The following is a 19,057-nucleotide window of genomic DNA, read 5'->3' as shown; positions in this document are numbered from 1 at the left end:
TCAGGCGCGCCGCCAGGCCCCGCCGCGCACCGTCATGCCGCCCAGGCAGCGATAGACCGCGTCCACCAGCGCCTGGCCGCGCTCGTTGAGCAGCAGTCCCTCGCCCATCCGGTTCATGGTGTAGCCGAAGCTCATTCCCAGCTCCGGGTCGGCGAAACCGATGGAGCCGCCCGCGCCCACATGGCCGAAGGCGCCCGCGCCGATGATCGCGCTCTCGAAGCCGAGGCCGCGATTGTCCATCGACTTCATGAAGCCCGGCGCAAAGCGTGTGGGGATCTGCAGGTTGGCGTCCAGGTTGGTCGCGGTCGAGACCTCCCCCATGGCGGCGAGCGTGTCCGGCCCCACCATGTCCACGCCGTCCCACGAACCGCCATTGGCGAAGGGGCGGTACATCAGCGCCAGGCCGCGGGCATTGGTGATGCCGCCGGCGCCGCCCAGCTCCGCCGCGTGGCCCTCGCGGGTATTGCAGCCGCGCGAGAGATAGCCGCCGGAGTTGAACAGGAACAGATGCGGGATCGAGCCCGGCTGGTTCAGCCCCACCTCCAGAAAGGGCGGCTGCGCGTCGCCTGGCTGGTGACGGCGGAAGATCATCGGCGCCACCCGCGGCTCCATTTCTTCCGGCAGGCCGATCCAGAAGTCGATGCCGAGCGGATCGGCCACGTTCTCGCGAAAATAGGTTCCCAGCGACTTGCCCGAGGCCCGGCGCACCAGTTCGCCCACCGTCCAGCCGAAGGTCAGTCCGTGATAGCCGTTGCGCTCGCCCGGCCGCCAGAACGGCTCTTCCGCGGCAAGACGATCGCACATGTAATCCCAGTCATAGATGCCGTCTTCTTTCAGTTTTTCTCGCAGGACGGGGACGCCGGCGGAATGGTCGAGCATCATGCGGACCGTGGCGCCGTCCTTGCCCCGGGCGCCGAATTCCGGCCACAATTCGATGACCGGCGTATCGAGTGTGAAGGCCCCGCGCTCGATCAGGTGATGGGCGCAGATCGCCGTGGCGCCCTTGGTGGCGGAGAAAACCACGGAAACCGTGTCTTCCTCCCAGGGGCGCGAGGTAGCCTGATCCGCAACGCCGCCCCACAGGTCGACGACCGTTTCGCCCCCGAGCGTGACGCAGCAACTCGCCCCAATTTCGCCATAGTCGTGAAAATTTGATGCGAAAGCCTGTCGCACTTCATTGAAGTCGGCTCTAGCATGGCCATTTATGTTGTCGTGAGGCAAAAGAAGTCCTCCGGTTATGCTCGGGTCAGTGAAGGGGTCGCGTGCGGTTTCGATGCAATACAGGTCACGAAACAGCCACGCGCCCGTCATGGCACGGACATGTGACAAGGACAAGCTTCCGGCCCAGGCAGATCGGCGCTCGGTAGCGTTTGGTCGTTCTGCGTTATGTGCAACGGTCAAATTAACCCGACCTGAAGATGCGAATAGGAAATAGGGGAATAAGAATGAAAAACCTCGCCAGAATAACTGCGTCGTCGGCTGCTATCGCTGCTGTCGCAATGTTCTTGCTGCCTCAGCAGGCGTTCGCTGCGGCGCACGAGAAAGAGGCGATGATGACGTCGGAGGCCACGGCGCTGAACCAGGCGCTGGCCGGCGAGTACGCCCACCTGGCGTCCGAGGAGGATATCCAGAAGGATATCGACTCCCTGCGCCACTTCCAGAAGAAGGCCCAGACGGCTGCGGACGGCTTCGTGGTGAAGCCGGATCTGCCCAACAGCCGCTCCATCCCGGGCACCGAGACGGCCTATGCCGAGCGCACCTACCAGCGCATTCTGGCTGCCTATGACGGCGGCGCCGCGACGGAAACGCCGCGTCTGCTGGCGCAGGCCCAGTCCGGCTACGACTGCTGGCTGGAGCAGGTCGAGGAAGGCTACCAGCTGCTCCACATCTGGCGCTGCCGCGACAAGGCCAATGCGGCCCTGAACGCGATCGAGAACCCGCCGGTCGCCGTCGCGCCGAAGCCTGAGGCCGCGGTCCCGGCGCGGACCTACACCGTCTACTTCGAGTTCGACAAGTCCGAGATCGAATCCGAGGCGTTCAACGTGATCGACCAGGCGATGGCGGACTTCCGCGCCCGGCCGAACGCCGAGGTCGACGTGACCGGCCATGCCGACACTTCGGGTCCGGCAGACTACAACGTGGCTCTGTCGAACCGTCGTGCCGACGCCGTGACCGACGTGCTCGAGCTGCGGGGCGTCGCCGCTGACCGCATTGAGGCTGCGGCCCTGGGCGAGAGCCTGCCGGCCGTGCAGACGGGCGACGGCGTGCGTGAGCCGCTGAACCGCCGCGTGGTCATCATCGTGCAGGATCGCCAGTAAGAGGCGACCCGGCGCCGGGGCTCCGGCCCCGGCCCCGCACGAACCGACAGGAAGAGGCAGTCGTCTTCGGACGGCTGCCTTTTTCGTTGCGCGGCCGCTGCCCTCTCTTGGTCCCGGCGGCAGCGGGTGCATAATCGGACCCGATACGGGGAGACGATCATGCTGAACGAGTTCCGGGGCCCCTGGCCCGACGGCCGCCGCGGCGCCATGGCGCTGACCTTCGACTGCGACGTGACCTACGCCTACGCGCCGGCGCGGCCCGACCCGGCAGGCCCGCGCACGGGCGAGCGGCTGTTCGAGAAGAAGCCGAAGCGGCTGCAGGGCTACAGCCGCGGCATGTACGGCCTGCACACCGCCCTGCCGCGCATTCTCGATTTCCTGAAGCGGCGCGGGATCCGCGGGGGCTTCTACGTGCCCGGCGCGAATGTGGAGCGCTGGCCCGAATCCTTCCGCGCCATCGTCGAGCAGGGCCACGAGATCGGCGCCCATGGCCACGAGCACGAGAACGTCTCGCTCTACAAGGACGATCCGGAGGCCGAGGCGGCGGTGCTCGACGCCGCGCTCGCGGCCTTCGAGACGCATCTGGGCGTCAGACCCGCGGGCTACCGCTCGCCGGCCTGGGACATGAACCTGCACACCGCGGGGCTGCTGGCGGAGCGCGGCTTCACCTATGATTCCAGCCTGTTCGCGGGCGAGGCGCCGCACCTGCTCTCTGACATCTATCCGGATCAGCCGGACCTGCTGGAGTTCCCCATCGACTGGTGCCTGGACGACGCGGTCTACTTCATGTGGTTCATGCCGCCGCACCTGATGGCGCAGCTGCACGGACCCGAGGAGGTCTTCCGCATCTGGCGCGACGAACTGGACGGCATCGTCGGCGAGGGCGGCGTCTTCACGCTGACCTGCCACCCCTCGGTCATCGGCCGCCACCACCGCATGAACATCCTGGAGCGGCTGGTCGACCACGCCGAAGCCCGCGGCGACGTCTGGATCGCGCCGCTCGACGAGATCGCCGGCCATGTCATGCGGCGGAAGGCCGCCGCATGAGACCGGGCCGGCGCATCTTGCGGGCGGGCGCGGCCTCGCCTATCTTCGCGCCGGGATTTCAGGTCTGCGAGGCCACAGGGAAGGGGCGGAAATCATGCACGAGCCGGGTTCGATGGATATCTCCCAGCACAGGACAGTCTATGGCTCGTTCATCGGGCTGGTGAAATGGGGCGTGATCGCCTGCATCGTCCTGCTGGCGCTGATGGCGATCTTCCTGGTCTGACACGCCGGCCGGCCGGCCGGCCTGCACTACACGGGAAACGACGAAGGGGCGCGCCGTGGTGCAACCGCGGCGCGCCCCTTCCGATTCCGGGCCCGCGCCAGGGTGGCGCGGACAAACGCGATCGGCCGGTCGATGGACCGGCCGACATACTGTTCAGCAATGACGGTGGCGTCGGGGCTCAGAGCCCGTCGCGCTGCGCCCGCTTGCGCGCGAGCTTCCGCGCCCGGCGAACGGCCTCGGCCTTCTCCCTGGCGCGCCGCTGCGACGGCTTCTCGTAGTAGTTGCGAAGCTTCATTTCGCGGAAGATGCCTTCCCGCTGCATCTTCTTCTTCAGGACCTTGAGGGCCTGATCGACATTGTTGTCACGAACGCTGACTTCCAAGACGTTCCTCTTTCGCTGTTCGCCGTTACCTTGACATTCTCACATCCGTTGCCCGCCATTGCAGGCAACAACGATCCGTTCGGCGAATCGAACTCCGCCGTTGGAGCGCGGTCTATATCACGATCGGATCGTCGCGCCAAGGGCCCGCTGGCGGTTGCCCGGCGCGCCCGAAACGCGGTTAAGTGCCGCTGTCGGAGATATGGGAGGCGGCATGCAGGCGATCAAGGCGCCGTTCGAAGGCTATCGGGACAAGGTGCGGCCGGCGTGGATCGACCACAACGGTCACATGAACATGGGCTACTATCTGGTGGTTTTCGATTTCGCCACGGACGCCTTCCTGGACGATTGCGGGCTCACCGCCGATCACCGCGAGACGCAACAGATCACGACCTTCTCGCTGGAAGCCCATATCAACTACCTGCAGGAGGTCCGCGAGGGCGATCCGCTGCTGTTCCGGACCTGGCTGCTCGGCTTCGACGAGAAGCGCATCCACTACATCCACGAGATGATCCACGCCGAGCAGGGCTACCGGGCCGCCACCAACGAACTGATGAGCCTGCATGTCAGCCGCGAGACGCGCCGCGCCGCGCCCATGCACCCCGACATCCAGGCCCGGCTGGCGGCGATGCGCGACGCGCACGCCCGCCTCGATCCGCCGCCCGAGGCCGGACGCTCGATCGGTCTGAAGAACCGCCGCAAGTAACGACCGGCTCTACCGCGTCTCCGCCTGGGCGGCCTTGAGCGCGCGGTTGTGCGCCTCCAGCACCGTGCGGAAGGCGACGGTGCCGAGCAGCCGGCGGCCCACGGGACTGTCAACCACGGCCAGGAAGCGATGCGCCGTACCCCGGAAGGCGGTCAGCGCCTCGTCCAGCGGCATGTCGGGGGTCAGCAGCGGCCCGGTCTGGGAGGCGATGTCGACGGCGCGGCCGAGGTTGTCCAGCATCGGATCCAGCAGGGCGTATTTCACGTCGGCCTCGTTCAGCGCACCCTGGATGCGCCCGTCGGCGTCGACGACGTAATAGGCCTGGGCGCTGCTGTCGCGGTAGACCTCGCGCAGTTCGCCGAAGCTCATCTCCGGGCTGATCGTCTCCACCTCGGTCACCATGACGTCGGCGACGACCTGGGCGTGCAGCAGCACCTCGTCGGTCTCGGCGAGCTTCACCGCGCGGCGGGCGAGCTGCCAGTGGAAGAAGCTGGGATAGCGGAACTGCCGCCCCATCACGGTGGCCAGCACCACGGCCACCATCAGGGCGATGGTGACGCGGTAGTCGCCGGTGAGCTCGAAGACGATCAGCGTGGTCGAGATCGGCGCGCCCAGCACGGCCGAGGCCACCGCCCCCATGCCGACAATGGCGTAGAGGCCGTGCTCGGCGGCCAGTTCGGGGAAGACATTGGCGGCGACGAGGCCGAACGCGCCGCCGGTCATGGCGCCGATGAACAGCGCCGGCGAGAACACGCCGCCGCCGAAGCCGCCGGCGACGCAGATCGAGGTCGCGGCCATCTTCGCGGCCACCAGCAGGATCAGCAGGTGCAGGGGATAGACCTGGTTCAGGGCGTTGTCGGTGGCTTCGTAGCCGACGCCCAGCACCTCCGGGAACAGCAGCGCGATGACGCCCACGGCCAGGCCCGCGATGGGCGGCCGCCAGAAGTCGGGGATGCGGGTCCGCCCGATGACATCCTTGGTGAAGCCCACCGACCAGAAGAAGATCAGCGCCATCAGGCCGGAGACGAGCCCCAGCATCATGAAGGCCGGGAACTGCCAGAAGCTGAGAATGTCGTAGTCGGGGATCAGGAAGGCCGGGAAGTCGCCGATGTGGATGCGGGTGATGATGGTGCCGCAGACCCCGGAGATCACCACCGGCGCCAGGGCGCGCAGCGCGTAATGGCCCAGCACGACCTCGTGGGCGAAGATCACGCCCGCGATGGGCGCGTTGAACGACGCCGCGACGCCCGCGGCCACGCCGCAGGCCAGCATGGTGTGGCCGTCCAGCCGGCTCAGGTTGAGGCGTTTGGTCAGGATGCTGGCGATGGAGCCGCCGAGATGGACCAGCGGCCCCTCCCGCCCGACCGAGGCGCCGGCACCGATCGACAGCGCACTGGTGAACGCCGCGCCCATGCCTGCGCGGAACGACATCCGCCCGTTGTGATACATGCCGGCCTCGATCACCTCGGCGACACCCTGCGGCCGGTGGCCGGGCATCACGAACTTCAGGAACAGCGCCACCGCCAGGCCGCCCAGCGCCGGGGCCAGCACGACGTGCCACCAGGGCAGGACCAGGATCGTCTGCACCAGATATTCGGTGCCGACGCCGTAGAACAGGTACTGGACCGCCGACAGCGACAGGCGGAAGCCGTAGGCCGCGTAGCCGACGGTCAGGCCCGTCAGCACCGCGAACAGCAGCATCGTCATCTGTTCGCGCGCGGCCAGATCCCGGAAGGGCCGGAAGTCGCGCAGGCTTTCGCGGAACAGCTTCGTGATCCATTCGCGGGCGCGCTGGACCACGGGCGGCATGGCGCGTCAGGCCGCCGCGCCGCGGCGGCGGATCTTCATGCCGCGCCCGGCCTGCTCGGGCCAGGGCAGGTCACGGTGCGCCAGTCCGAGCTTCTCCACCCGGGCGTAGAGATCGTCGGGCATCGCCGCGGTGCGGCGGGTGGCCAGGTCGACATGGACGCACATCTGCTCCGACGTCGCGGACAGATAGCCCTCCTCCGCGTGGAACATCTGGAAGAAGGCGTGGACGCGCTTGGCGTCGAAGTCGAGGAGCTGGACCGTGTAGCGCAGCGGCGTGCCCTCGAGGACTTCGCGGACATAGTGGACATGGGTCTCCAGCGTGAAGAACGACTTGTTCTCCCGCTTCACGTAGTCCAGCCCCATGTCGAGATGGTCGAACAGGCCGTCCGTCGCCTTGTCGAAGGCGACGTTGTAGTAGCCGACGTTCATGTGGCCGTTGTAGTCGATCCATTCCGGCAGGACGACCGCCTGCAGAATGTCCATCGGAGCATTGCTCGACATACCCTATCCTCCCCGATTCGAGTCCGCCGGTCAGCCGTTTCGCCACAGCGTCATAGCCTATTGGCCGCGCCAGTCAAACCGCGCTTCCCCGGCCGCCGAGCGGCTGTCTATGCTGGGCGAAAGCAGGCGGAAGGAAACGACCATGATCACGATACACCATCTCGGCGTCTCCCAGTCGGACCGTATCGTCTGGCTGATGGAGGAACTCGGCCTGCCCTACGAGCTGAAATGGTATCACCGCAAGGCCGACCGGCTGATGCCCGACGACTACATCGCCCTGCATCCGGCGGCGACGGCGCCGGTGATCGACGACGACGGTCGGCGGCTGACCGAATCCGCGGTGATCGTGGAATATATCTGCCACCGCCACGCCGGCGGACGGCTGACGGTCGGGCCGGCGCAGCCGAACTACGCCGACTATCTCTACTGGATGCACTTCAACAACAACGTGCAGGGCATCTTCTTCGCCACCAACGCGCTGGGCGCCAACCCGACGGGGGAGGCCGCGGAACGCTATCGCGGGCTGCTGAACCGCCGCCGGGAGGGCTATTACGGCTATCTGGAGCAGCGGCTGGGCGAAGTCCCGTATCTCGCCGGGGACGATTTCACCTGCGCCGACATCATGGTCGCCTTCAACCTGACCAGCCTGCCGATCTTCGGCGGCCGCAAGATCGACGATCTGCCCAATGCTCAAGCCTATGTCGAGCGGATCACCGCCCGCCCCGCCTACCGCAAGGCCATGGAAATCGCCGGGCCGGAGGCGACCCCGCCGGGCTGAAGGCGGTCGATCCAAGACCGGATTGAAACGATTGCCGCCCCGGGACTTGATCCCGGGGCCCAGTTCGGATCGACGCCACACTGGGTTCCGGGGTCAAGCCCCGGAACGGGCCGGTTTTGGCAATCGCGCCGGATGCCGGCCTTCAGCCGCGCAGCACGCCGCCGGTGGACTTCGTCACGTTGGCGACGATCTTTCCGACCACCTGCTCGATCTCGTCGTCGGTGAGCGTGCGGTCCGTGGGCTGCAGCTTCACGCCGAGCGCGATCGACTTCCTGCCCTCGCCGATACTGGCGCCCTCGTAGACGTCGAAGACCTGGACGTCCTCGATCAGGTTGCGGTCGGCCCCGCGGGCGGCGCGGATCATCTCGGCCACGGCGACGGAGCGGTCGACGATGAAGGCGAAGTCGCGGCTGACCGCCGGGTAGTCGGAGACCTTCAGCGGCGGGCGGGTGGTCTTGCGCCCGGCCTTGGGCAGCGGCGCGCGCTCCACGAAAACCTCGAAGCCGACCAGCGGCCCCTTCACGTCCAGCGCGTCGAGCACTGCGGGGTGGATCTCGCCGAAATGCGCCAGCACCAGCTTCGGTCCCAGCCGGATCACGCCCGAGCGGCCCGGATGGTACCAGTCGGGCGCTTCCGCCGCGATCTGCGCCTTCTCCGCGTCCACGCCCAGCGCCGTGAGCGCGGCCAGGGCGTCGGCCTTGGCGTCGAAGGCGTCGGCGGCGCGCGGGCCGCCGGCCCAGTGGCGGGCGCCGATCTGGCCGCGGCGGATGCCGCCGGCGACGGTGTCCTGCTCGTCGGGGCCGTCGCCGCGGTATTGCGGGCCGACCTCGAATAGCGCCGTGTCGGGCGCGCCCCGGTCGGCATTGCGCCCGGCGGCGGCGATCAAGTTCGCCAGCAACGAGGGCCGCATGCAGTCGAGATCGGCGGAGATCGGGTTGGAGAGGACCAGCGCATCCTGCCCGCCGCCGAACAGCGCCGCATGGGCGCGCGGCAGGAAGGACCAGGTGACGGCCTCCACCATGCCCCGGCCCGCCAGCACACGGCGCGCGGTGCGCACGTTCCGCTGGCCCGGGGTCAGCGAGGGCCGCGCCACGTCGGAGACGGGCGGCAGCTGCGCCGAGCGGATATGGTCATAGCCGTGAATGCGCACGACCTCCTCGACCAGGTCGGTTTCGCCGTCGATGTCGCGCCGCCATGACGGCACCGCCACCTGTATGGCCTCGCCCGAGCCCGAGACGCCGAAGCCCAGCGCCTCCAGGATGCGGCGGCATTCGGCCTCGTCGACCTCCACGCCACCCAGGCTGGCGACGCGTGAGGCGCGGAGCGTGACCGTGCGGCCGGTGTCGGGGATCTCGCCGGCGGTGACGATTTCGCTCGGCTCGCCGCCGCAGAGTTCGGTGACCAGACGCGCCGCGACCCGGATGCCCCAGGCGACGCTCTCCGGGTCGACGCCGCGCTCGAAGCGGTAGCGCGCGTCCGAATCGATGCCGTGGCGACGGCCGGTGCGCGCGGTGCGCACGGGATCGAACCAGGCGCTTTCGATGAAGACGTTGACGGTCTCCGCGGTGACGCCGTTCGCCTCGCCGCCCATGACGCCGCCGAAGCCGTGCGCGCCACCGTCATCGGCGATGACGCATTCCTCGCCGGTCATCTCGTAGGTCTCGCCGTCGAGGGCCATGAAGCTCTCGCCCGGCCGGCCCAGGCGGACCTGGATGTCGCCCTTCACCTTGTCGGCGTCGAAGACGTGCAGCGGCCGGCCCAGGTCGAAGGTGACGAAGTTGGTGATGTCGACCAGCGTGGAGATGGGCCTGAGACCGATGGCCAGCAGCCGCTCCTGCAGCCATTTCGGGCTGGGGCCATTCTTCACGCCGCGGACATGGCAGCCGTGGAACACCGGGCAGGCGTCGGCCGTTTCCGGGTCCTCGAAGGCGAGGCGCACGCCGACGGGGCTCTGGTACTTGCCTTCCGGGCCGGTGAGGTCCGGCGCCATCAGCCGGCCCAGACCGGCGGCGGCCAGGTCGCGGGCGATGCCGTTCACGCCCAGGCAGTCCTGGCGGTTCGGGGTGATCGCGATCTCGATCATCGGATCGTCCAGACCCATGACCGGCGCGAAGGGCTGGCCCACGACCGCGTCTTCGGGCAGTTCGATGATGCCGGTGTGCTCGTCGGAGAGACCCATCTCCCGCTCCGAGACCAGCATGCCGTTGGAATCGACGCCGCGGATCTTCGTCGGCTTCAGCAGCAGACCCGTCCCCGGCACGGTGAGGCCCGAGCGCGCGAAGACGCCCTTCATGCCCGTCCGGGCGTTGGGTGCGCCGCAGACCACCTGCACGGTCTCCGTGCCGGTATCGACGGTGCAGACGCGCAGCCGGTCGGCGTCGGGATGCGGCGCGGCCTCGACCACGCGGCAGACGGTGAAATCCTTCAGCTCCGCCGCCCGGTCCTCCACCGCCTCGACCTCCAGGCCGATGGCCGTCAGCTTCGCGGTGATCTCGTCCAGCGTGGCATCGGTGTCGAGATGCTCCTTCAGCCAGCTCAGCGTGAACTTCATCGGCTGAGCCCTCCGCCCAGCGCCGGCACGTCGAAGGGCATGAAGCCGTAGTGCTTCAGCCAGCGCAGATCGGCCTCGAAGAAGGCGCGCAGATCGGGAATGCCGTATTTCAGCATGGCGATCCGGTCGATGCCCATGCCCCAGGCGAAGCCCTGCCACTCGTCGGGGTCCAGGCCGCAGAAGCGCAGCACGTTGGGGTGCACCATGCCGCAGCCCAGGATCTCCAGCCAGTCGTCGCCCTCGCCGATACGGATCTGGCCCTCGTCGAAGGCGCAGCCGATATCGACCTCGGCCGATGGCTCCGTGAAGGGGAAGAAGCTGGGACGGAAGCGCATCTGCACCTCGTCGACCTCGAAGAAGGCCTCGCAGAAGGCCTCCAGCACGCCCTTGAGGTGACCCATGTGCACGTTCCGGTCGATCACCAGACCCTCGATCTGGTGGAACATGGGCGTGTGGGTCATGTCGCTGTCGGAGCGGTAGGTCCGCCCCGGCACCACGATGCGGTGCGGCGGCGGGTTGTTCTCCATCCAGCGAATCTGCACCGAGGAGGTGTGGGTGCGCAGCAGCTTGCGTTCGCCCGCCTCGTCGGGGTGGAAGAAGAAGGTGTCGTGCATCTCCCGGGCCGGGTGGGCCGGCGGGAAGTTCAGCGCCGTGAAGTTGTGGAAGTCGTCTTCGATATCCGGGCCCTCGGCCACGGCGAAGCCGAGATCGGCGAAGATCTCGGTGATCTCGTCCACCACCTGGCTGACGGGATGGATGCGGCCCGTCTCCTCGGGCCGGACCGGCAGGGTGACGTCGACCGCCTCGGTGGCGAGCCTCGCCTCCATCTCGGCCCGCTTGAGCTCGGCCCGGCGGGTCTCGATGGCGGCGGTGAGCTCGTTCTTGAGGCGGTTGAGCTCCGGGGCGACCTGCTGACGCTCCGCCGGGTCCATCCCGCCCAGCGAGCGCATCAGCTCGGTCAGCCGCCCCTTCTTGCCCAGCGCGGCGATGCGCGCGTCCTCGAGCGCCGCCATGGAGGCGGCGCTCTCGATCGGACCGGTCAGCTCGGTCTCGAGTTTCTGGATGTCCATGTCAAACGCTTCCGCGATAGTTCGGGCGAAGCGTCAGCCGGCGATCTCAGTTCCCGGCGTATTTCGCTTCGTGGGCGTCCTTGGCCTTCTCGACCAGGACCTTGAAGCCGTCGGGATCGCGCACGGCGATGTCGGCCAGCACCTTGCGGTCAACTTCGATACCGGCGGACCGCAGGCCGTCGATAAAGACCGCGTAGGTCACGCCGTGCTCGCGCACGCCCGCGTTGATGCGCTGAATCCAGAGGCTCCGGAAATTGCGCTTGCGGACCTTGCGGTCGCGGTACTGGTACTGCAGGCCCTTCTCGACGCGCTGGCGCGCGATGGAGAGGACGTTCTTCTGGCGGCCGCGGTAGCCCTTGGCCTGTTCCAGGATTTCCTTGCGCCGCGCACGACTGGCGACGCCACGTTTCACACGTGCCATGAGTTACGTCTCCTTGGTCAGCGTTCAGTCGTTGGGCAGGAAGTATTTCTTGACGAACTTGGCGTCGCTGTCGGCCATGATCGTCGTGCCGCGCTGGTCGCGGATCTGCTTGTTGGTGCGCTTGATCATGCCGTGCTGCTTGCCGGCCTGCTGGCGCCGCACCTTGCCGGTGGCGGTGAGGCTGAATCGCTTCTTCGCCCCGCTCTTCGTCTTCATCTTGGGCATTTGCTTCCTCTTGAACTTAAGGGTGCGGGGGCCGGTTGCCCCCTAGCTGAACGGTCGACACGGCATGCCCTGCCGGAAGACCGGAACCGCGGCTTATAGCGGCGCCAATGACAGGGTTCAAGCCCTAGCGCGCGAGCTTCTCCACAAGCTCGGCCAGCTTGTCGGCGTCGGCCTCGTCCAGGCGGGCCATGACGTGGCGCTCGACCGCCTGGCGGTAGACCGGCCAGCTCTCGTCCAGGCGCTGGCGGCCCCTGTCGGTGATGGTCAGCACCTGGCCGCGGCGGTCCGCCTCGGGGCGGCGCCGGGCCACCAGCCCGTCGATGGCCATGCGCTCGACCAGGCGGGAGGCGTTGTACTGGCGCAGACGGAGTTCGTCCTGCAGTTCGTACATGCGCAGGCCGTCATCGCCGGCGCGTTTCAGCGCCTGCAGCGCGTCGTGCCAGATCACCGGCGGCAGGCCCTGCGCCTTCAGTTCCCCCTCGATCCGGGCCGAGAGATCGCCGGCGGCCTGGCGCAGGCGCGTCCAGGCGCCCATGGCGAGGATCAGCCGCGCGACGCTCAACGGCCCACGCTCCGGTCTGTGGCTGTCATCGCGGCCCTCCCTGACACGCGGAACATGCGTCTGCATCCATAGGACGGACCGGCCCCTGTGACAATGCCACCCGGCGCCGCCGAATCCCGTTGACCACGCCGCCGGCGGAGGCGTAGTTTACCTAGCGTCAACAGTGAACGGGAGGCTAGGAATATGAAGCCGCCCAAGCAGGCTCGGCTCTGACCCCACGCATACGGCCCGCCGGCGCCGCCAATGAAGCCGGCATCACCGAAAGACGGCGGTCCGTCCGCCGCAGACTGCCGGAGAACACATCCTCCGGCGCCCGGAAACAGCCCGGGCCGCGCCGCGAAAGGTTCCGCGGCCGCGACGCGCCCTCCTCTGATGCCGGCGCGCACGCGGAACCCGCACCGGCGGCGCCGAAAGCCAACGGTGCGAAGGGGAAGCCCCGCCGAACACCTCACCGGCGGGGCTTTCTTCGGCTTCAGTAGTCCAGGCGCGGCGTGAACAGCAATTTCACATAGGACCGGAGCAGCAGGACCTGCCGCGCCAGCAGCGGCGGATCGCGCAACGCCTTGGACATCACGATGCCGCCCTCGATCACGGTCGAGAACATGTCGGCCAGATCGTCGAGATCGACCTCGTCGCGCGGCGGACAGGTTGCCGCGATGTCGTCGAGGAGGCTGCGGAAGCGCCGCCGCCAGGCCTGCACCGCGCGCGCGTTGATCTCGCGGATCTCGCTGTCGAACAGCCGCTCCTGATAGCAGTAGGTCGCCACCAGACAGCCCGGATGACCGGCCGGCAGGTCGGTCATCAGTTCGGCGAACAGTTTCAGCCCCACCAGCATCGCCTGCAGCGGGTCGTCGGTCAGTTCGAAGGCGCGTCCGAAGACGTCGTCCAGCACCTGGTTGTCGCGCTCGATGTAGCGCTCCAGCAAGGCCCGCGCGAGCGCCGGCTTGTCGGGGAAATGGTAGATGAAGCCGCTCTTGGTGATCTCGGCAGCGGCGATGATCTCGTCGATCGAGGTGGCGCCGAAGCCCTTCTCCAGGACCGCCTGTTCCGCGACGTCCATGATGCGTTCACGCGTCTCGAAGCCCTTGCGCATCGCATTTCTCCGGCGAAAACCGTATCGCGAGTACGGTTTTGCCGCACGGCCGTCACGCTGGCAACGCCAAAGAGCCGGCCGCGGTCCCCCAGGCAATTGAAACCACGGCGAAAAACGGAAACCGGACTTTCCGCACCACGCATCTTCTATCGCCGTGCGCCCGGGCGCGCGATGGTCGCCTCGCCTGCCGCGGGGGGAGAAGCCGCGGCGGACCATTCAGTCATAGGAGAGCGAGAGATGAATGCGAAGTACCGCGACAACCTCCCCCAGCTTGACAGTGCGGTATTCCTGACCGACAGCGGCATGGAAACCACGCTGGCCTTCCAGATGGGCGTGGAAATGCCGCATTTCGCGGCCTTCGACCTGCTGCGCGACCGGGTCGGCCGCCAGTTGATCGACAATTACTACCGCCGGCACGTGAAGATCGCGCGCGACCGGGGCTGCGGGTTCGTGCTCGAATCCCCCACCTGGCGGGCCAATCCGGACTGGGGCGCGAAGCTGGGCTATGACGCGCACGGCCTTGACGCCGTCAACCGCGACGCCATCGCCATGCTGAAGTCGATACGCGACGACCTGGAAACGGCGGCGACGCCCTGCGTCATCTCCGGCAATCTCGGTCCGCGCGGCGACGGCTACGACCCCGGCGAGGTGATGACCGAGGCGGCGGCCTGCAACTACCACGCCGCCCAGATCGGCACCTTCGCCAGCGCCGGCGCCGACATGGTCGCCGCCCTGACCATCACCAACACGCCCGAGGCCATCGGCATCGTCCGCGCCGCCCGGGCGGCCGACATGCCCGCGGCCATCTCCTTCACGGTGGAAACGGACGGACGGCTGCCGACCGGCGAGACGCTGGGCCAGGCCATCCGGGCGGTCGACGCCGCGACCGACGGCTACGCCGCCTATTTCATGATCAACTGCGCCCACCCGGACCACTTCGCCGGAACGCTGCGTCAGGGCGGCGACTGGATCCGGCGCATCCGGGGATTGCGGGCCAACGCCTCCCGGCTCAGCCATGCCGAACTGGACGCCGCGGAGGAACTGGACGACGGCAACCCTGCCGAACTCGGCCGGGACTATGCCGAACTGCTGTCGCTCCTGCCCGCCACCGCGGTGGTCGGCGGCTGCTGCGGCACGGACCACCGCCATGTGGAGGCGATCGCAGCCCATTGCGTGGCCCCGGCGCGCCAGGCGGCCTGACCCTTGCGCCTTCCCGGGCAGCAAACCCCGCCGGTGACGCCGGCGGGGTTTTCTGTATGAAGAGCCTCATGGCCGTCTCGATTCGCTCCGCCACGCCGGCCGACGCGCCGGCGACGCTCCGCCTCTACCGCCGTGCGGTCCGGATCGGCGCCGCCGGGCTCTATTCCCTGCCCCAGCGGCGGGTCTGGGCGCCGGCCCGCCTGCCGCTCGCGGCCTGGCGGATCCGGCAGACACGCAACCTGACGCTGGTGGCGGAGATCGGAAGCACGATCGCCGGCTTCGCCGAACTGCGCCCAGACGGCCATGTGCACATGCTCTACACCGATCCCGCCTTTACCCGGCGCGGCGTCGGCCGGGCTCTGCTCGCCGCCGGCGACGAAGCGCTCGCCGTCCGGGGCGTGCGCCACCGCAGCGCCTGGGCCAGCGCCGTCTCCCGCGCCGTCTTCGAGCGCGCCGGCTACAGTGTGACGGGCCGCCGGGTCACGGCGCGGCGCGGCCAGCGCTTTCTCACCTTCCGCGTGGTCCGCTGAAGGCGGGTGGCGCTTGCGCCGCACGACGGTTCCGGGCGAAAAGAGCGAAGCTTGAGATCGTCGACCTGGGGAGGGACGAAATGGATGTACGCACGCTGATGGAACGTTCGGCGACGTTCTACGCCGACCGGGAATGCATCGTCTGGCGCGACCGGCGGCTGACGTTCCGGCAGGCCTGGGACCGCGGCGTCCGGCTGGCCAATGCGCTGCTCGGCATGGGGCTTAAGCCGGGCGACAGGGTCGGCGTGCTGGAGGACAACTCCATCGAGGCCGCCGACTTCTTCCTCGGCGCGGCGATCGCCAACATCGTCCGCGTGCCGCTCTATGCCCGCGACCGGCGCGAGATGCACCTGCACATGCTGGGGCACACCAACTGCCGCGCGGTGCTGGTCGCCGAGCACTATGCCGGCGACATGGACGGATTCGTCGACGAACTGCCCGATCTGGAGCGCGTAATCGTGCGCGATGGCGGCTACGAGGACTGGCTGATGAAACAGTCCGCCGAGACGCCCGACATCAAGGTCGACCCGGACGACAAGTTCATCATCCGCCATACCGGCGGCACCACGGGCCGGCCCAAGGGTGTGGCCTATTCCCACAGGGCCTGGCTCGCCGCCGGGCGCGACTGGTTCTACCTGTTCCCGCCGGTCGAGCCGGGCGACGTCTGCCTGCATGTGGGACCGATCAGCCACGGTTCGGGCTACCAGTTCCTGCCGGTCTTCCTGGGCGGCGGCTGCAACCTGCTGCTGGACCATTTCCACCCCGGCGAGACGCTGGAGATCATGGAGAAGGAGCGTGTCGCCTACGCCTTCTTCGTGCCGACCATGCTGAACACCATGCTGCAGGATCCGAGCGCCGAGACCCGCGACTTCTCGAAGCTGAAGTGCATTCTGGCCGCCGCGGCCCCCATCGCCGACGCCACCGCGCTGAAGGCTTACGAGGTGTTCGGCGACGCCATGTACCAGGGCTATGGCCAGACCGAGGTGCTGCCCGTCGCCATCATGGGACCGCGCCAGTGGTTCGCGGAGATCGAAGGCTCGACGCCGCTGCGCGCCTGCGGCATGCCGCTGCCCTATATCGAGGTGCAGATCTGGGACGAGGCGAACAATCCCGTGCCGCTGGGCGATCCGGGCGAAATCGTCGCCAAGTCCGACGGGCAGATGACCGAGTTCTGGAACAACCCCGAGGCCACGGCCGAGCGCATCGTCGACGGCTGGGTGAAGACCGGCGATGTCGGGCGCCTGGATGCGAACGGCTATCTCTACATCCTCGACCGCGCCGACGACATGATCATCTCCGGCGGCTACAACATCTGGCCGCTGGAGCTGGAGAACGTCATCGCCGACCTGCCCGGCGTGGTCGAGGTCGCGGTCTTCGGGGTGCCGCACGAACGCTGGGGCGAGACGCCGATGGCGCTCTGCGTCCTCGACGGCAGCCACGAGGTCACGGAAGACGACGTGATCCGCACCTGCACCGAGCGCCTCGGCTCCTACAAGAAGCCCTCGCAGGTGGTCTTCCGCAAGGAGCCGCTGCCCAAGTCGCCGGTCGGCAAGATCCGCCGCAAGGAGCTGCGCGAGCCCTACTGGGAAGGCGTCGACCGCCGGGTCGCCGGGAGCTGAGCGGCGCGCCGCACGGGCAGCGGGCAGGCTTAACGGCATCTTTACCGCTGCCGGCGAACATGGCCGGATCGCGAGAAGCCGGGAGCGGGCCCGATGTCCGACGTCTATCTGGAATACACGGTCATGGACGACATGGTCCGGGTCGCCGCCATCGACGAGGCGACGGGCACGGAAGCCATTTTGATCGGCCCGGTCAGCGCCGGCCGCAAGGCCCTGAAGCAGGCCGCGATCCAGAAACTGGAATACGTGCTGGCGAAGCAGGCGAAGGCGGCCCGGTCCGACACCCCCCGCCCCGGCTACTGGGCGTAGTTCACGTAATACCGGGCGTCATTCCGGGAAGTGTTGTCCGGCGTCCCCGGGCCTGATCCAGGGCACCCGGTCCTTCAGAGAAGTCAGCAGGCGCGCCCCTGATTACGCCGCCTTGCGCGGCGCGGCCTGGCGGATCTCGCTTTCGACGTAGCCCTCGAACTGGGTGAAGTTGTCGTTGAAGCGGCCCACCAGCTCGCCGGCCTTGGCGTCATAGGCGCCGCCGTCGTCCCAGGTCCCGCGCGGGTTGAGAACCTCCTCGGGCACCTCCGGACAGGCGGTCGGCACCTGGAAGCCGAAGTTCGGATCGGTCTTGGTCGGGACGTTGTCCAGCGAACCGTCCAGCGCCGCGTTCAGCAGCGCGCGGGTATAGGCGATGGGCATGCGCCGGCCGACGCCGTAGACGCCGCCGGTCCAGCCCGTGTTGACCAGCCAGCAGGCCGCGCCGTGACGGGCGATCTTCTCGCCCAGCAGCTTGGCGTAGACCGAAGGATGGCGCGGCATGAACGGCGCGCCGAAACAGGTGGAGAAGGTCGCCTGCGGTTCGCTGCCGAGGCCCTTTTCGGTGCCGGCCACCTTGGCGGTGTAGCCCGACAGGAAGTGATACATCGCCTGCTCCGGCGTCAGCTTCGCGATGGGCGGCAGCACGCCGAAGGCGTCGGCGGTCAGCATGACCACGTTCTTCGGATGGCCCGCAACGCCGGTCGCCGAGGCGTTGGGGATGAAGTCGATCGGATAGGAGGCGCGCGTGTTCTGCGTCAGCGTGCCGTCGTCGAGATCGAGGACGCCGCTCAGCGGGTCCATGACCACATTCTCCAGCACCGTGCCGAACATGCGCGTCGTTGCGTAGATCTCCGGCTCGGCGTCCGCCGAAAGGTTGATCACCTTGGCGTAGCAGCCGCCCTCGAAGTTGAAGACTCCGTCGTCCGACCAGCCATGCTCGTCATCGCCGATCAGTTCCCGGCGCGGATCGGCCGACAGCGTCGTCTTGCCGGTCCCGGAAAGGCCGAAGAAGATCGCCGAATCGCCCTGCTCGCCCACATTGATCGAGCAGTGCATCGGCATCACCTGCCGCGCCGGCAGCAGGTAATTGAGAATGGAGAACACCGACTTCTTGATCTCGCCGGCATAGTGGGTGCCGCCGATGATCACGACCTTCTTCGCAAAGTTGGCGATGATGAAGCAGTCGGAGCGGGTGCCGTCGCGCTCGGGCGAGGCGCGGAAGTTCGGCGCCTGGATGACGGTGAACTCGGGATCGAACCCGGCCAGCTCATCCGCCGTCGGCTGGATGAACATGTTGCGGGCGAACAGATTGTGCCAGGCCTTCTCGGTGATCACCCGAACGCCCAGCCGGTAGTCGCGCGACGCGCCCGCCCAGCAGTCCTGCACGAAGACCTCCCGGCCGCTCAGATAGCCCTGCACGCGGGCCAGCAGAGCGTCGAAGCGGTCGGCGTCGAAGGGCTTGTTGATCGCGCCCCACGAGACCTCGTTCTCGGAGGACGGCTCCTTGACGATGAACTTGTCCTGGGCCGAGCGGCCGGTATGCACGCCCGTCGTCGCGACCAGCGGACCGCCCACGCCCAGCTTGCCCTCGCCGCGGGCCAGCGCAGCGGTGTAGAGCGCGGCGGTGCCGTAGTTCCAGTGCGCCGTCGCCACGCCGTCCAGCCCCTGTCGGTCCAGCCCGTTGCTGCTGATCGTCGGTCCCAGGTTCTCCAAAGC

Annotated in this window: 20 protein-coding genes; 9 read left to right on the top strand and 11 right to left on the bottom strand. The window is 68.1% G+C overall.

Annotated elements, in window-relative coordinates; genetic code table 11:
- Nucleotides 1-1,206, bottom strand: coding sequence for a hypothetical protein (locus TEF_04395; GenBank protein ANK83272.1), 1,206 nt, complete (start codon nucleotides 1,204-1,206; stop codon nucleotides 1-3).
- Nucleotides 1,207-1,499: 293 nt separating this feature from the next.
- Here TEF_04395 and TEF_04390 point away from each other — a divergent pair, with 293 nt between their 5' ends.
- From TEF_04390 to TEF_04380, 3 genes are all read left to right on the top strand, one after another.
- Nucleotides 1,500-2,318 (top strand): hypothetical protein, encoded by an 819-nt coding sequence (locus TEF_04390; protein ANK80111.1) that lies wholly within the window; start codon nucleotides 1,500-1,502, stop codon nucleotides 2,316-2,318.
- Nucleotides 2,319-2,477: 159 nt separating this feature from the next.
- Complete coding sequence (locus TEF_04385; protein ANK80110.1) at nucleotides 2,478-3,365, top strand: hypothetical protein; 888 nt, start codon at nucleotides 2,478-2,480, stop codon at nucleotides 3,363-3,365.
- Between the two features lie 94 nt (nucleotides 3,366-3,459).
- A complete protein-coding gene (locus TEF_04380; protein ID ANK80109.1) occupies nucleotides 3,460-3,588 on the top strand; it encodes a cytochrome C oxidase subunit IV in 129 nt (42 codons plus the stop codon).
- Nucleotides 3,589-3,766: 178 nt separating this feature from the next.
- Here the strand turns inward: TEF_04380 and TEF_04375 are convergent, their stop codons facing one another.
- Nucleotides 3,767-3,970, bottom strand: a complete 204-nt coding sequence (locus TEF_04375) for a 30S ribosomal protein S21 (GenBank protein ANK80108.1) — start codon at nucleotides 3,968-3,970, stop codon at nucleotides 3,767-3,769.
- 211 nt (nucleotides 3,971-4,181) lie between these two features.
- On the opposite strand from TEF_04375, the gene TEF_04370 reads away from it, so the two are divergent.
- The gene (locus TEF_04370) at nucleotides 4,182-4,673 is read left to right on the top strand and encodes a hypothetical protein (GenBank protein ANK83271.1); all 492 of its coding nucleotides are present in this window, start codon (nucleotides 4,182-4,184) and stop codon (nucleotides 4,671-4,673) included.
- Nucleotides 4,674-4,682: 9 nt separating this feature from the next.
- Here TEF_04370 and TEF_04365 read toward each other — a convergent pair whose 3' ends face one another.
- Both TEF_04365 and TEF_04360 read right to left on the bottom strand, forming a co-directional pair.
- Nucleotides 4,683-6,440 (bottom strand): hypothetical protein, encoded by a 1,758-nt coding sequence (locus TEF_04365; GenBank protein ID ANK83270.1) that lies wholly within the window; start codon nucleotides 6,438-6,440, stop codon nucleotides 4,683-4,685.
- 48 nt (nucleotides 6,441-6,488) lie between these two features.
- Nucleotides 6,489-6,983 carry a hypothetical protein gene (locus TEF_04360; protein ANK80107.1) on the bottom strand — a complete coding sequence of 165 codons (495 nt, stop codon included), beginning with the start codon at nucleotides 6,981-6,983 and terminating at the stop codon, nucleotides 6,489-6,491.
- A 142-nt stretch (nucleotides 6,984-7,125) separates the two neighbouring features.
- Between TEF_04360 and TEF_04355 the strand changes: the two genes are divergently transcribed.
- A complete protein-coding gene (locus tag TEF_04355) occupies nucleotides 7,126-7,761 on the top strand; it encodes a glutathione S-transferase (GenBank protein ID ANK83269.1) in 636 nt (211 codons plus the stop codon).
- Nucleotides 7,762-7,903: 142 nt separating this feature from the next.
- Here TEF_04355 and TEF_04350 read toward each other — a convergent pair whose 3' ends face one another.
- The 6 genes from TEF_04350 to TEF_04325 form a co-directional block, all read right to left on the bottom strand.
- Complete coding sequence (locus TEF_04350) at nucleotides 7,904-10,312, bottom strand: phenylalanine--tRNA ligase subunit beta (GenBank protein ANK80106.1); 2,409 nt, start codon at nucleotides 10,310-10,312, stop codon at nucleotides 7,904-7,906.
- Nucleotides 10,309-11,382: a phenylalanine--tRNA ligase subunit alpha gene (locus TEF_04345; protein ID ANK80105.1), complete on the bottom strand. Its 1,074-nt coding sequence runs from the start codon at nucleotides 11,380-11,382 to the stop codon at nucleotides 10,309-10,311. The genes TEF_04350 and TEF_04345 overlap by 4 nt, the downstream gene beginning before the upstream one ends.
- A 46-nt stretch (nucleotides 11,383-11,428) precedes the next feature.
- A complete protein-coding gene (locus TEF_04340) occupies nucleotides 11,429-11,803 on the bottom strand; it encodes a 50S ribosomal protein L20 (GenBank protein ID ANK80104.1) in 375 nt (124 codons plus the stop codon).
- A 24-nt stretch (nucleotides 11,804-11,827) separates the two neighbouring features.
- Nucleotides 11,828-12,028 carry a 50S ribosomal protein L35 gene (locus TEF_04335; GenBank protein ANK80103.1) on the bottom strand — a complete coding sequence of 67 codons (201 nt, stop codon included), beginning with the start codon at nucleotides 12,026-12,028 and terminating at the stop codon, nucleotides 11,828-11,830.
- A 124-nt stretch (nucleotides 12,029-12,152) separates the two neighbouring features.
- A complete protein-coding gene (locus tag TEF_04330) occupies nucleotides 12,153-12,563 on the bottom strand; it encodes a hypothetical protein (GenBank protein ID ANK83268.1) in 411 nt (136 codons plus the stop codon).
- Between the two features lie 499 nt (nucleotides 12,564-13,062).
- Nucleotides 13,063-13,683 carry a TetR family transcriptional regulator gene (locus TEF_04325; protein ID ANK80102.1) on the bottom strand — a complete coding sequence of 207 codons (621 nt, stop codon included), beginning with the start codon at nucleotides 13,681-13,683 and terminating at the stop codon, nucleotides 13,063-13,065.
- Between the two features lie 237 nt (nucleotides 13,684-13,920).
- On the opposite strand from TEF_04325, the gene TEF_04320 reads away from it, so the two are divergent.
- From TEF_04320 to TEF_04305, 4 genes are all read left to right on the top strand, one after another.
- The gene (locus TEF_04320) at nucleotides 13,921-14,883 is read left to right on the top strand and encodes a homocysteine methyltransferase (protein ANK80101.1); all 963 of its coding nucleotides are present in this window, start codon (nucleotides 13,921-13,923) and stop codon (nucleotides 14,881-14,883) included.
- A gap of 56 nt (nucleotides 14,884-14,939) precedes the next feature.
- The gene (locus TEF_04315) at nucleotides 14,940-15,413 is read left to right on the top strand and encodes a hypothetical protein (GenBank protein ID ANK80100.1); all 474 of its coding nucleotides are present in this window, start codon (nucleotides 14,940-14,942) and stop codon (nucleotides 15,411-15,413) included.
- Nucleotides 15,414-15,493: 80 nt separating this feature from the next.
- Entirely contained in the window at nucleotides 15,494-17,032 is a 1,539-nt protein-coding gene (locus tag TEF_04310) for an AMP-dependent synthetase (protein ID ANK80099.1), read from the top strand.
- Between the two features lie 93 nt (nucleotides 17,033-17,125).
- Nucleotides 17,126-17,341: a hypothetical protein gene (locus tag TEF_04305; GenBank protein ID ANK80098.1), complete on the top strand. Its 216-nt coding sequence runs from the start codon at nucleotides 17,126-17,128 to the stop codon at nucleotides 17,339-17,341.
- Nucleotides 17,342-17,443: 102 nt separating this feature from the next.
- Here the strand turns inward: TEF_04305 and TEF_04300 are convergent, their stop codons facing one another.
- The gene (locus tag TEF_04300) at nucleotides 17,444-19,054 is read right to left on the bottom strand and encodes a phosphoenolpyruvate carboxykinase (ATP) (GenBank protein ANK80097.1); all 1,611 of its coding nucleotides are present in this window, start codon (nucleotides 19,052-19,054) and stop codon (nucleotides 17,444-17,446) included.
- Between the last annotated feature and the right edge of the window lie 3 nt (nucleotides 19,055-19,057).

This window comes from Rhizobiales bacterium NRL2, assembly GCA_001664005.1.
GTDB lineage: Bacteria > Pseudomonadota > Alphaproteobacteria > Minwuiales > Minwuiaceae > Minwuia.
The sequence above is the reverse complement of the archived record's forward strand: the minus strand, read 5'-3'. Positions and strand labels throughout refer to the sequence as shown.